General features: G+C 72.1%; 10 protein-coding genes. 5 read left to right on the forward strand and 5 right to left on the reverse strand.

Going from position 1 to position 12,080, the window contains the following annotated elements; translation table 11 throughout:
• Positions 1–5 precede the first annotated feature (5 nt).
• Both ACNTMW_RS05110 and ACNTMW_RS05115 read right to left on the reverse strand, forming a co-directional pair.
• Entirely contained in the window at positions 6–1,037 is a 1,032-nt protein-coding gene (locus ACNTMW_RS05110; protein WP_426632188.1) for an ABC transporter substrate-binding protein, read from the reverse strand.
• A 13-nt stretch (positions 1,038–1,050) separates the two neighbouring features.
• Complete coding sequence (locus ACNTMW_RS05115; protein ID WP_426632189.1) at positions 1,051–1,929, reverse strand: ABC transporter permease; 879 nt, start codon at positions 1,927–1,929, stop codon at positions 1,051–1,053.
• A gap of 194 nt (positions 1,930–2,123) precedes the next feature.
• Between ACNTMW_RS05115 and ACNTMW_RS05120 the strand changes: the two genes are divergently transcribed.
• The gene (locus tag ACNTMW_RS05120) at positions 2,124–3,161 is read left to right on the forward strand and encodes a LacI family DNA-binding transcriptional regulator (protein WP_426632190.1); all 1,038 of its coding nucleotides are present in this window, start codon (positions 2,124–2,126) and stop codon (positions 3,159–3,161) included.
• A 15-nt stretch (positions 3,162–3,176) separates the two neighbouring features.
• Positions 3,177–4,343: a mandelate racemase/muconate lactonizing enzyme family protein gene (locus ACNTMW_RS05125; RefSeq protein WP_426632191.1), complete on the forward strand. Its 1,167-nt coding sequence runs from the start codon at positions 3,177–3,179 to the stop codon at positions 4,341–4,343.
• A gap of 82 nt (positions 4,344–4,425) precedes the next feature.
• Here the strand turns inward: ACNTMW_RS05125 and ACNTMW_RS05130 are convergent, their stop codons facing one another.
• A complete protein-coding gene (locus tag ACNTMW_RS05130; protein WP_426632192.1) occupies positions 4,426–5,460 on the reverse strand; it encodes a LacI family DNA-binding transcriptional regulator in 1,035 nt (344 codons plus the stop codon).
• Positions 5,461–5,712: 252 nt separating this feature from the next.
• On the opposite strand from ACNTMW_RS05130, the gene ACNTMW_RS05135 reads away from it, so the two are divergent.
• Positions 5,713–8,586, forward strand: coding sequence for an AAA family ATPase (locus ACNTMW_RS05135; protein ID WP_426632193.1), 2,874 nt, complete (start codon positions 5,713–5,715; stop codon positions 8,584–8,586).
• A 101-nt stretch (positions 8,587–8,687) separates the two neighbouring features.
• Here the strand turns inward: ACNTMW_RS05135 and ACNTMW_RS05140 are convergent, their stop codons facing one another.
• Positions 8,688–9,371 (reverse strand): esterase/lipase family protein, encoded by a 684-nt coding sequence (locus ACNTMW_RS05140; protein WP_426632194.1) that lies wholly within the window; start codon positions 9,369–9,371, stop codon positions 8,688–8,690.
• A gap of 181 nt (positions 9,372–9,552) precedes the next feature.
• Here ACNTMW_RS05140 and ACNTMW_RS05145 point away from each other — a divergent pair, with 181 nt between their 5' ends.
• Complete coding sequence (locus ACNTMW_RS05145) at positions 9,553–10,926, forward strand: phosphoinositide-specific phospholipase C-related protein (RefSeq protein ID WP_426632195.1); 1,374 nt, start codon at positions 9,553–9,555, stop codon at positions 10,924–10,926.
• Positions 10,927–10,963: 37 nt separating this feature from the next.
• Here the strand turns inward: ACNTMW_RS05145 and ACNTMW_RS05150 are convergent, their stop codons facing one another.
• The gene (locus tag ACNTMW_RS05150) at positions 10,964–11,506 is read right to left on the reverse strand and encodes a PadR family transcriptional regulator (RefSeq protein ID WP_426632196.1); all 543 of its coding nucleotides are present in this window, start codon (positions 11,504–11,506) and stop codon (positions 10,964–10,966) included.
• Between the two features lie 95 nt (positions 11,507–11,601).
• Here ACNTMW_RS05150 and ACNTMW_RS05155 point away from each other — a divergent pair, with 95 nt between their 5' ends.
• On the forward strand, positions 11,602–12,057 hold the full coding sequence (locus tag ACNTMW_RS05155) for a DUF2306 domain-containing protein (RefSeq protein WP_426632197.1): 456 nt from the start codon (positions 11,602–11,604) through the stop codon (positions 12,055–12,057).
• Positions 12,058–12,080: the final 23 nt, after the last annotated feature.

Below are 12,080 nucleotides of genomic sequence, written 5' to 3' on the forward strand. Positions count from 1 at the left end.
CGAGGTCATCCCTTCGGCGCGAAGCTCGCGTCCCAGTACGTCGCCGGCGACTCGGCCTTCGCGATCACGCCCGCCTCGGCGAAGACCGCGATGGTCTTGTTCCAGTCGGCCTCGGTGTTCACGCCGGGGGCCTTGCCCTTGGTGGCGTCGGTGTGCAGCAGCTTGACGGTCTCGCTGAACTGCTCGGTGAGGACCTTCTTGGAGGGCAGCTGCTGGGAGGCGCCGTCCATCGCGTCCACCGCGGCGGCCTGGTCGGACTCGGCGGCGGCCCACGCCTCGCTGCTGGCCTCGACCATGCGCTTGACGAGGTCCTTCTTGTTCTTGATGGTGTCGGTGGAGGCGAGCAGGCCGTTGCTGTAGAAGCTGAGACCGTGCTCGGCGAACTTCAGGTAGGAGACCTGCTTGCCGGCCTTCTCCTGCATCGTCGGCCCCTGGTCGGTGGCGAAGCCGAGCAGCGCGTCGGTCTTGCCCGACATGACGGCGGCCATCTTGCCCGCGGCGTCGGTGTTCTGGAGCGTGACGTCGCCGGGGTTCATGCCGTTGGCCTTCAGGAACGCCGGGAAGGTCTTGCTGAGCGCGTCGCCGGCGGTGGAGGCGATGGTCTTGCCCTTGAGGTCGGCCGGGGACGTGATGTTCTTCTCGCTGAAGAACTGCACCGACGAGGGCGTGGTCTGCAGGAACACACCGAGGCTCTTGACGTTCATGCCCTGGCCCACGGCGCCCAGCAGGGCCGGCGTGTCGGCCCAGCCGAAGTCGGTCTGCCCGGCCGCGGTCGCCTGGATCGTCTTCTGCGAGCCCTGGCCGGCCTGGATGGTCAGGTCGATGCCGTGCTTGGCGAAGATGCCCTGCTTCTTGCCGTAGTAGAACGGCGCGTGCTCGCCGTACGGGTACCAGTTGAGGGTCAGGGTCACCTTGTCGGTCTTGTTGCCCGAAGCGTCCTGGCTCTGCTTACCCGAGTCCGAGCCGCCGCAGCCGGTGGCGGCGAGTAACAGCGCCGGAACGAGCCCGAGTCCGGCGACGAGGGTGCGCAACTTCATGTGGTGTCTCCTTTTACAGCGACGTCGTAGCGGCGTCGGTACGGCGGCTGGCGTGCCAGGGAAGGACGAAGTACTCGAGCAGTTCGACGATGACGAACAGGATCACGCCGAGCAGGGACATGATGAGCAGCCCGGCGAAGAGCATGGGGGTGTCGAGGTTGCCGTTGGCCTGCAGGATCACGTAGCCGAGGCCCTCGTTGGCCCCGACGAACTCGCCGACCACGGCGCCGGTGACGGCCATCGTCGCGGCGACCTTCAGTCCGGAGAACAGGTGCGGCAGTGAGGCGGGGAACCGGATCTTCCAGAACGTCTGTCCGGAGCCCGCGCCCATCGTCGCCGACAGTTGCAGCATCTCGGGGTCGACCGACTTCAGGCCGGTGACCATCGCGATGACGATGGGGAAGAAGGCCATCAGCACCGCTACGACGATCTTCGGGGTGAGCCCGAAGCCGAGCCAGACGACGAACAGCGGCGCGATCGCGATCTTCGGGATGACCTGCGCGAACAGCAGGAGCGGGTACAGGCTCTTCTCGACCGTCGGCGAGTACACCATGACGACGGCGGACACCACGCCGACCGCGATCGCGATCGCGAAGCCGAGGATCGTCTCGTACGTGGTGATCCAGGTGTTGTGCGTGAAGTAGCTCGTCTGGGCGACGATGACGTCGAGCGTCTTGCCGGGGGAGGGCACCAGGTACGGCTTGACGAGCTCGGCGGCGGTCACCGCCCACCAGGCGATCAAGATCGCTACGAGGACGGCGAACGGGCGCCAGGTCCCCTGGACGAAACGGACGAGACCGCTGCCCGCCCGCGCCGGGCGGCGTGCGGTCACCGCTCCGCCGGGGGTGGAACCCGTCCGCTTCAGTTGGTCGGTCGAACTGTGCGCGGCCATGACCCTCCGTTCTCCCTGGGCTGGCCGGCGGTTTCCGGGTGCGCAGCCGCTGGGTAGGCGCGTGCCATCGGACTGGCCGAGCGTTACCTCGGCGTAACAATCCCTGCGTCTGAATGCGCTTTCAGTAAGCGCTTTCAGGCTGTTACGGTAACCACACCGAAATGTGTGGTCAAGCACATCCGTGGGGAGAGTCGATGCAGGCACGGACCCATGTGACGTTGGAAGACGTGGCCCGCGCCGCCGACGTCTCGCTCGCGACGGCCTCCCGGGCACTTAATGGAACCGCGCGGGTGACACCCGGCTTGCGCGAACGGGTGCTCGAGGCCGCCGAACGGCTGGCGTACACGCCGAACGCGCACGCCCGGGCATTGGCCGGGGCCACGAACCGGACCGTCGGCGTCATCTGCCACGACGTCAGCGATCCCTACTTCGCCGCGGTGGCCGGCGGCATCATGCGGGTGGCCGGAGAAAACGACCTGCTGGTCATGCTCGCCAGCACCTTCCGCGAACCCGAGCGCGAGATCGCGTACGTGTCGATGCTGCGCGCCGAGCGCGCCCCGGCGATCCTGCTCATCGGCTCGGGCTTCGAAGATCCCGACTGGGAACAGGCCCTCGACGCCGAACTCGAGCCGTACCTCAAGGGCGGCGGTCGGGTCGCGGTGGTCAGCCGGCACCGCAGCCTGAAGGTCGACAGCGTCCTGCCGGAGAACCGCGCCGGCGCCGCCGCCCTGGCCCGGGCACTGCTCGACCTGGGCCACCGGCGGTTCGTCGTCCTCGCCGGACCCCGGGCGTTGACCACCGTGGCCGACCGGGTCGGCGGCTTCCGCGACGAGTTGAGGAAGGACGGCGTGCGGCTGTCCCCGGCTGACATCCTGGAGGGCCCGTTCACCCGCGACGGCGGGTACGCCGCCATGTCCGAGCTGATCAGCCGCGGACTGGAGGCCACCTGCGTGTTCGCCGTGACCGACGTGATGGCCATCGGCGCGGTCGCGGCCCTGCGCGACCACGGGCTGTCCGTGCCCGGCGACGTGTCGGTCGCCGGGTTCGACGACATCCCGATCGTCCGCGACCTCATGCCACCCCTGACCACCGTCGCCCTGCCGTTGCAGCAGCTCGGTGAGCGCGCCATGGAACTGGTGCTCACCGAGAACCCGGGTCGCCGCCGCCGGATCCACCGGATGGCCGGCGACGTCGTCCTCCGGGCCAGCACGGCGAAGCTCGCACCGCACTAACGAGAGGCAATTTTCGTGACCCATCCCGCCTCGGCCCTGACCGGGCTGACGATCGACCGTGTCGAGACGTACGCCGTCGCGCTACCCACCCTGCGCTCCTTCGGCGTGTCCGGCGGGTCGGTCGCCGTCGCCGGCAAGCCCAGCATCCGCGTCCTGGTGAAGGTGAGCGCCGATGGCGTCGCCGGCTGGGGCGAGGCGACCCCCATCCCCGCCTGGACCTACGAGACGGCCGAGTCCATCGTCACCACCATCGACCGGTACCTGGCTCCGGCCATCCTCGGCCGCCCCTGCTGGGATCTCGATGGCATCACAAGCGCGTTCGACCGGGCCGTCAACCGCGGGTTCACCATCGGCTCGCCGCTGGCCAAGTGCGCGGTCGACGTCGCGCTGCACGACCTGCTCGGCCGGGCGCTGGGCGTACCGGTCGGGATGCTGTGGGGCCAGCGCCGCCGGGAGACCATCGACCTCGGCTGGATCGTGTCCGGCCAGACCGCGGCCGAGGTCGCCGACTGCGTGGCGGAGGGGTACGAGCTCGGGTACCGCGCCTTCAAGGTGAAGGTCGGCCTGCACACCGAGGCCGAGGACATCGCCGTCGTCCGCGCCGTCCGGGAGGCGGCCCCGGACGCGCCGCTGTGGGTGGACGCCAACCAGGGGTACACCGTCGACGCGGCGCTGCGGATGGCCCGCGCCATGGCGGACCTGGGCGTCACCGCGTTCGAGCAGCCGCTGCCGGCCAACGACATCGCGGGCCAGCGCCGTCTGCGGCAGGCGTCGCCCCTGCCGGTCGCGCTCGACGAGAGCCTGCGCCACCCCAGCGACCTCGCCACCTTCGTCAAGCTCGAAGCCGTTGACGTCGCCATCGCCAAGGTGCAGCGCAGCGGCGGGCTGACGCTGTCGCGCCGGCTGTGCGCGCTCGCCGAGGACAGCGGGGTCCGCCTCATGGGCTCCGGTCTCACCGACTCCGACCTCGGCCTCGCCGCGTCGCTGCACCTGTTCGCCGCGTTCGGCATCGACACGCCGGTCGACCTCAACGGCCGCCAGTTCCTGAAGTCGTCGTACGCCACCGGCGCGACGGTCGAGGTCAGCGACGGCATCGCCCACGTGCCGGCCGGACCCGGTCTCGGCGTGGAGGTCGACGAGTCCGTGGTGAAGGAACTCGCCGTCGACGTCCTGCGCGGGTAGTCGCCCGGGGCTCCGGTCCCGAGTGTGCTGCGGAGGGCGTCCCTGTGTCGGTACCGGCCGTCGCGGGGGCGCCCTGCTCAGGTCACGCTTCCGGGGCGGGGCCGGTCGAGTCGCGGACCACCAGCCGGTACGCCATCGACTTGCGTCGTGGGCGGACCACCGGCGGCCTGAGCGCCAGCTCCAGTGCCAGCTCGCCCATCTGTGCCATCGGCAGCCGGACGGTGGTCAGACTCGGCCCGAGGTCGGCGGCGACCGACACGTCGTCGAACCCGGTGACCGAGATCCGTCCGGGTACCGCCACCCCGCACGCACGCAGCGTCGACAGGACGCCGATGGCCATCACGTCATTGAGCGCGACGATGGCCGTGGTCCGCGGGTGTCCACGCAGGATCCGGTCGGCGGCCAGCCGTCCGCCGCCACCGGTGAAGTCGGTCTCCACCAGGGGCAGGTCGGTCAGGGACAGGCCGTGTCCGTCCAGCGCGGACGCCACTCCCGCCAGCCGGTCGGCGACGGTGGTCAGCCCGCGTGGCCCGGTCACGACCGCGATCCGGCGGTGCCCGAGCGACAGCAGGTGCGCGGCGACGGCCCGGCCGCCCGCCTCGTTGTCCGGGAGTACCGCGTCGGCACTGAGGTGGTGCCGTCCGATCACGGCCACCCGTCCGCCGGAGCGCTGGAAGGCGGCCAACTCGGCGCGCGACCCGGCCTGTAGTTCCGGCTCGGTGTGTCCGGAACCGGCCACGATGATGACGTCCACGCCGTGGGCGATCAGGGTACGGATCTGGCGCAGTTCGACCTCGGGGTCGCGGCCGGAGTGGCAGATCTGGACGATGCGGTTCTGCTCGCCGGCGACCCGGAGGACGCCGCTGGCGATCTCGGAGAAGTACGGGTCCCCGATATCGTGGACGATCAGGCCGACCGTCGACGTCGATCCGCCGGCGAGCGTGCGGGCGTGCATGTTCGCGACGTAGCCCAGTTCGCTGGCGACCTGGCGGACGCGTTCGGCCAGGTGGGCGCTGACACCGTCGCGACCGGAGAGGGCGCGGGACGCGGTCGCCAGTGAGACTCCGGCGCGTGCCGCGACGTCGACCAGTCTCAGCGCGGAACGAGGCTTTGGCATCGATCACGACCTTTCCGCTGCGTCGGCGCGCCCCGATCGGTTCCGGTGGGTGCCGGCCGTCGGTCGATAAGTCTAGGCCCGGTCGGATGCCGCGAAATCGCTGTCTCCGGTGCCCGAGCTGCCCGCCCTGTCCCCCTGGTATCAGCGGTTTCGCCCGCGTCAGGCACCCGGTTCGGAGGGCGTCACCCGTGGGCGGTCTTCCGAAGTCGTTACCGACAGGTAACACTCAGAAATATGAATGCCGGTTCTTCAATGGAACGGGTCATCGTGGTCGACCGCGCGGCGGAGCGCCACGCCATCGGTACCCTGCTCGCGGACGCGGCCGCCGGCCGGGGCGGCGCGCTCGTCCTCCACGGCGAACCGGGGATCGGCAAGACCACGCTGCTGCGGTACGCCGCCGCGCAGGCCGAGGGCTTCACCGTCCTCTCGGTGGCCGGCAGCGAAGGGGAGACCGCGCTACCGTTCGCCGGGCTGCACCGCCTGCTCGAACTCGTCCTGCACCACCTCGACGACCCGGCCCGCGAATCCGACCACCCGGTGCACGATCCCGACGGCCAGGTGTGCGACGAGGCGCGACGGCTGCTGCGGGCGGTCGAGGCGGGCTACCGCGACGACGAACGGTTCGCGGTGTCGGTCGGTGTGCTCCGGGCGGTCCGGGCGGCCGCCCGCCAACGGCCGGTCCTGTGCCTGGCGGACGACACCCACTGGCTGGACCGGCAGACCCGGCAGGTGCTGGAGTTCCTGGCGCGGCGGGTGGACGGCGAACCGGTCGCGGTCGTCCTCGCCGGTGACGACGCGGGCGACGACCGGCTCGCCGCCGGACCGCCGTCCGGCGTACCCGCCTATCGGCTGGCCCCGCTCGACCACCGCGGTGCCCACGCGCTCGTCGCGGACCTCGTACCCGCCGAGGACGTGGCCGGCGCGCTGGTCGCCACGGCCCACGGCAACCCACGCGCGCTGCTGGACCTGGCCCGCTCCCTGTCACCGGAGCAGCGGCGCGGCGACGCGCCACCACCGGCGCGCCTACCGCCGGAGAGCCGGCTGCGGCACGCGTACCGGGCGCGGCTGGCCGGCCAGCCGGCCGCCACCAGGTGGTTGCTGCTGCTCGCGGCCGCCGACGGCGAGTTCGGCGCCCGCGGTCTCGGCGTCGGCGAGCTGTCCCGCGCCGCCGCCGCGTCCGGCACGGACCTCGACGCGCTGCGACCGGCCGAGTCGGCCGGCCTGATCGACGTCGGCGGCGCCGCCGGCCGGGCCGACCTCCCCGAAGGGGCCGGCTGGGCCGACCTCGGCGGCGCCGAGCGGGCAGACGTGGCCGACGCCGTCGTGACGTTCCGGCAGCCGCTGATGCGGTCGGTGGTGTACCACGAGGCGCCCGCCGCCGACCGTCACGCCGCCCACCGGGTGCTGGCCCGGACGCTGAACCCGGCCACCCAGGCGCTGCGCCACCATCTGCACCGGGCGGCGGCCCGGCCCGGCCCCGACGACGTCCTCGCCGCCGCCCTCGAGCGCGCGGCGACCCGGCCCGGAACGCGTCGCGCAACCGCCTCCCGGGCGCTCGAACGGGCGGCCGAGCTGAGCACCCGACCCGAGTGCGCGGCGCTGCGCCTGCTCGCCGCGGCGCGCCACGCCTGGCTGGGCGGTGAGTCGCACCGGGCCCGGATGCTGCTGCGCCGGGCCCGCGCCGGTACCGCCACCGGACGCGTACGCGCGCACGCGGAGCTGCTGGGCGGCGAGATCGAGCTGGCGGGCGGGGACACCGCCGCCGCCCGGCGGTCGCTGCTGACCGCGGCGGTGCACTTGGCCGAGCGGGACCGTCACCTGGCGATCGCGGCGCTGGTACGGGCCGGCGAGGCGCTGTGCCAGTCCGGTGACTACGACCGGTACCCGGCCGTCGCCCGGCGGGCGCTGGCGCTGCGCCGCGCCGATGAGCCGCCGGCCGTCGAGCTGATGCTGGAGCAGATGGCCGGTCTGGCGGCACTGTTCCAGGGCGACTATGCCGCGGCGGCCGCCCCGCTGCGCCGGGTCGTCGCGCTGGCCCGGGCGCTCGACGAGCCGGCCGCGCTGAGCCAGGCCGGCGCGGCCGCCTTCCTGCTCGGCGACGACGTACGGGCGCACCGCCTGGCGACCCGGCTGGCCGAGGTCGCCCGTACCGGCGGCGATCTCGCGACGGTGCCGCACGCGCTGGACCTGATGGCGGCGGCGGACTTCGCGCTCGGTCACTACGACACCGCCGCGTCCACCTACCAGGAGGCCGTGCGACTGGCGCGACTGTCCGGGCAGGAGAGCCTGGCCACCAACGAGCTCGGGGCGCTCGCGGTCCTGGCGGCCCTCGGCGGTGACCGCCAGACCTGTGCGCTGCGGGTCCGCGAAGTACACGCGCGTACCGCCGGGGACGACGCGGGCCGGTCCCGTTCGCTGGGCGACTGGGCTCTCGCGGTCCTGGACCTCGTCGACGGGCGCCCGGCCGACGCGGTCACCCGGTTGCGGCGGCTGATGGGCGTCCAGCCGGCGCACGGTCACCTCGTCGTCAAGGTCGCCGCGACGCCCCACCTGGTCGAGGCCGCCGCGCTCTGCGGCGACCGGGAGACCGCCGCCGGCGCGCTGAAGGCGTTCGACCCGTGGATGGTACGGACCGGCAAGGCCGGCTGGCTCGCCCTGTCGGCCCGGTGCCACGCGTTGGTGACCGACAGCGACGGCGAGGCCGACGAGTACTTCCGGGAGGCGCTGCGCCACCACCAGGTCGGCGCGTCGGAGTTCGAACGGGCCCGTACCGAACTGCTGTACGGCCAGCGGCTGCGCCGGCGCCGGCAGCCGGGCGCCGCCCGCGAGTACCTGCGCAGTGCCCTGGAGACGTTCGAGCGCTTCGACGCCCGGCCGTGGGTCGGCCAGGCGACCGCCGAGCTGCGGGCGGCCGGCGACCGGGTGCAGCCGCACCGGGTACGGGTCGCCGACTCCCTCACCCCGCAGCAGGCGCAGATCGCGCGGCTGGTGGCCGACGGCGCCACCAACCGGGAGGTGGCCGAGCGGCTGTTCCTGAGCCGGCGGACCGTCGAGTACCACCTGCGCAACATCTTCACCCGGCTCGGCGTGCGCTCGCGGGTGGAACTGACCCGGCTCATGGGGTAGGGGTCGGAGCCGGGCAGCGGCGGGTCCCGCGCACCGCACCGGGTACGCGGGACCGTTCGGGCCGTGGCCGTTCCGTTCGCGGCCCTGCGGGTCGAGGCCGGCTAGCTCGACATGAAGGCGCGCACCTGGTTCAGGATCGTGGTGTCGGTCAGGTACGTGAGGTGGTTCTCGCAGACGACGTAGTTGTTCGTCGCGCCGGACAGCATGGTGCTGGTGTACGGGATGATGACGCCGTCACACGGCGAATACCAGGTGGCGTAGGTGACGCTGCCCGGTGTCTCGTCGCCCGCGGACAGGGTGTTGATGAACGGCGATCCCGGGTACATCTGCTGGCACGTGACGAAGGCCAGGCAGGCGCCCGCCGAGGTGGTGCCGTGGTTGGCACCGGCCAGCGAGGCGAGGTGGTTGACGTACGCGGTGCCGCCGAGCTGCTTGACGTACCAGAGACTGACCAGGCCGCCCATGGAGTGGTTGACGATGTCCACCTTGGACGCGCCGGTGCGGCTGCGCACCTGGTTGACGAAGGTGGCCAGGCCGCGGGCGTTGGCGACGTTGTCGCCGTAGGAGTTGTACTCGTAGGCGAACAGCTCGCTGCTGCTGTAGCCTGCCGCACGGAAGACCGACATCGCGGTGGTCCAGTTTGACGCGCTGCCGGTGAAGCCGTGGACGAACACGACCGGTGTCCGCGCTGCCGCGTGGGCGACGCCGGCCGGGGTGATGCCGGCGAGCACCAGCGCGGCGACCATCAGGCCGAGAATTCGACGCACGCTGAGGATCGGATTCATTGAACCTCCTCAATGATTACGGGTGCGTGAAGTCTCGGCGTCGCGCCGGTGCCGGCGTATCCGCGTAATCACCGGTCCCGGCACGGGCGTGTACTGATCGATGTATGTCGCTACAATTCGCGCTGCCGACGCGTCGCGTCACCAGACGTGGCCGTCACCCGTCGACCGGGAGGGTCCCTGGATGCGCGCGTCCCGTGCCGCCGTGCTCGCCGTACCCGTGCTCGCCGCCACCGTGGCGGCCGGCACGTTCGCCACCGGCCACGCCGCGGCGACGTCCGCCGAGCCGGGTGCGCCGAGCGGGCCCGCCGACGGGCAGTACTACCTGCAGAGCGCGCTGACCGGGTGGAACGCGGCCGCCAGCGGCGACGCCGTGGCGGCGCACCGACCCCGGGGCAACGAGGACCACCAACAGTGGCGGCTACGCCGCGACGGCGACGGGTACGTGCTGGACAACCTCGACCTCGCCGGGCGGTGCCTGGGCCGGGCCGGCGACGCGGTCGTCCTCACCGGGTGCGGCGGCGCCGACGCGCGGTGGCGGGTCACGGCGACCGGAGCCGACCGGTACGCGCTGGGAGACCCGGGCGCCGAGCGGTACCTTGCGGTGCCGACCGGCTCGGCCGGCGACCGGCTGGTACTCGGCGCCGACGGCGACCCGGCCCGGTGGTACCTCACCCCGCTGTCGGTGCCGAGGAACCCGCTGCCGCCCGGTGACTCCCGTACCCTCGACCAGCTCACGTTCCTGACCGCGCACAACGCGTACGCCAACGGCGTCGACGGCGGGTTCGCTCCGCCGTTCGTGAACATGTTCCCCAACCAGAACCGGGGCATCGAGCAGCAACTGGCCGACGGGGTACGCGGCTTCATGCTCGACATCCAGCAGACCCCCGACGGGGCGATCCTGTGTCACAACAGTTGCACCCTGGTCAGCCGGCCGGTGGCGTTGTCGGTCGATCTCCGGCGCATCGTCGATTTCCTGGCCGGGCACCGCGACGAGATCGTCACCGTGTTCCTGGAGGACTACGTGGCGCCCGACGTGCTGCGTGCCGAGTTGGCCCGGGTGCCCGGCCTCGCCGACCTGCTCCTGCGGCCGGACCTCGACGGGGTGCGCGAGCGCGGCTGGCCCACCCTGGCCGAGCTCAAGCGGCGTGACAAGCGGCTGCTCATCTTCACCGACCACAGCCGCGCGCAGGACGAGGCGGCCGGGCTGACCCGTGACAGCTTCGGCGTCATGTACCAGCGTGACTGGACCGTCGAGAACTACTGGTCGATGGGTGGCGGCGTCGGCACCTCCGACTGGTCCTGCTACAGCCGGTGGGACACCCCGCTGACCCGTACCGAGCCGGGGTTCCGGCCGCTGTTCGTGATGAACCACTTCCGGGACACGCCGGTCGCGGCGACCATCACGGCCGACAACGGCAAGGCGCTCGACCGGGCGGAGCGCTTCTGTGCGCCGGCCGCCCGCAAGAAGCCCACCTTCCTCGCCGTGGACCGCTACGACCTGGGATCGGCGATGGCCGCCGTCGGCCAGCTCAACACGTACTGGTACGCGGGCTGACCGGGGGGTCGGGCCGCCCCGCGGCACCGGGGTGGCGTCAGGCGGGCGGCTCCTCGCCCAGAATGCCCGGTAGCTCATTCATCCAGTCGATGACCGCTTGCTCGTAGCGCAGGCCGAAGGCGAGGGTGGCGCGCTGGTACCGGTCCAGCGGCAGGGTCGCCCCGGTGTCGCGGTACTCGCGCAGCCGCCGCTCGTGCGTCCGGCGCTGCTCGGCGACGAACTCCAGCAGCTCGTCCGGGTCGAGGTGGGCGCCGAACGCCAGGGTCAGCAGCAGCGGGTACCGGATCTGCTCGCCGCCCGGCGGCCTGCGGATCCAGTCCCGGAACGCCGCCCGCCCGGCCTCGGTGATCCGGTACGGCCGGCGCGAGCGCGGGCCGGTCTCGCCGACGGTGACCAACCCCCGGTCGGCGAGGCCGGCCAACTCCCGGTACACCTGGCTCTGGGTCAGGCTCCAGAAGTCGCCGATCAGCATCCGGGCGACCTTGACCAGGTCGTACCCGGTGAAGTCGCCCTCGTGCAGGAAGCCGAGCAGTGACGCCGACGTCGGGTTGAGGTCGGACACGGTACCCCCTCTTGACATAGCACTGTGGAGGATAGAACATCGACGAAGGTTCCACTGTGTCATGTCACTAGGTCATGTGACTTTGTCATATCGTCGTGTCCTGCGGGGGTGCCATGAGAACCGTCCTGCTCGCCGTCCACATCGCCGCCGGAGCAACCGGCCTCCTGCTCGGGCCGGCCATCATGCTGGCGCCCAAACGCCCCGGCTGGCACCCGCGGCTCGGCCTGGTATACCAGGCGCTCGTGGCGCTGCTCTGCCTCACCTCGATCGGCCTGGTCGCGTTCAAGCCCTGGCTGTGGTGGTTGGCGGTGATCGGCGTCGCCACCTGGGCCGTCGCCCTGGCCGGCTGGTGGATGCGCCGGCGCCGGCCGGCGGGATGGCTGCCGATGCACATCTCGTTGATGTGCGGCTCCTACATCTCGTTCGTCACCGCGTTCCTCGTGGTCAACCTCGGCCTCGACTCGCCGGTGGCGTGGGTGCTCCCCACGGTCGTCGGCTCACCGCTGATCGCCCTCGCGGTGGTCCGCGCCACCGGCCGGTGGCGACCGCGCCGGGCGCCCGCGGCCTGATCGCTGGGCCGATCCGCCGGGCG

The sequence above is a fragment of the Planosporangium spinosum genome (assembly GCF_049999945.1).
GTDB classification, from domain to species: Bacteria; Actinomycetota; Actinomycetes; order Mycobacteriales; family Micromonosporaceae; genus Planosporangium; species Planosporangium spinosum.

Coding starts and splice junctions, on each gene's coding strand:
- ACNTMW_RS05140 (WP_426632194.1), bottom strand. CDS start 9,371: ATGAATCCGATCCTCAGCGTGCGTCGAATTCTCGGCCTGATGGTCGCC.
- ACNTMW_RS05115 (WP_426632189.1), bottom strand. CDS start 1,929: ATGGCCGCGCACAGTTCGACCGACCAACTGAAGCGGACGGGTTCCACC.
- ACNTMW_RS05155 (WP_426632197.1), top strand. CDS start 11,602: ATGAGAACCGTCCTGCTCGCCGTCCACATCGCCGCCGGAGCAACCGGC.
- ACNTMW_RS05145 (WP_426632195.1), top strand. CDS start 9,553: ATGCGCGCGTCCCGTGCCGCCGTGCTCGCCGTACCCGTGCTCGCCGCC.
- ACNTMW_RS05130 (WP_426632192.1), bottom strand. CDS start 5,460: ATGCCAAAGCCTCGTTCCGCGCTGAGACTGGTCGACGTCGCGGCACGC.
- ACNTMW_RS05110 (WP_426632188.1), bottom strand. CDS start 1,037: ATGAAGTTGCGCACCCTCGTCGCCGGACTCGGGCTCGTTCCGGCGCTG.
- ACNTMW_RS05150 (WP_426632196.1), bottom strand. CDS start 11,506: ATGTCAAGAGGGGGTACCGTGTCCGACCTCAACCCGACGTCGGCGTCA.
- ACNTMW_RS05135 (WP_426632193.1), top strand. CDS start 5,713: ATGGAACGGGTCATCGTGGTCGACCGCGCGGCGGAGCGCCACGCCATC.
- ACNTMW_RS05120 (WP_426632190.1), top strand. CDS start 2,124: ATGCAGGCACGGACCCATGTGACGTTGGAAGACGTGGCCCGCGCCGCC.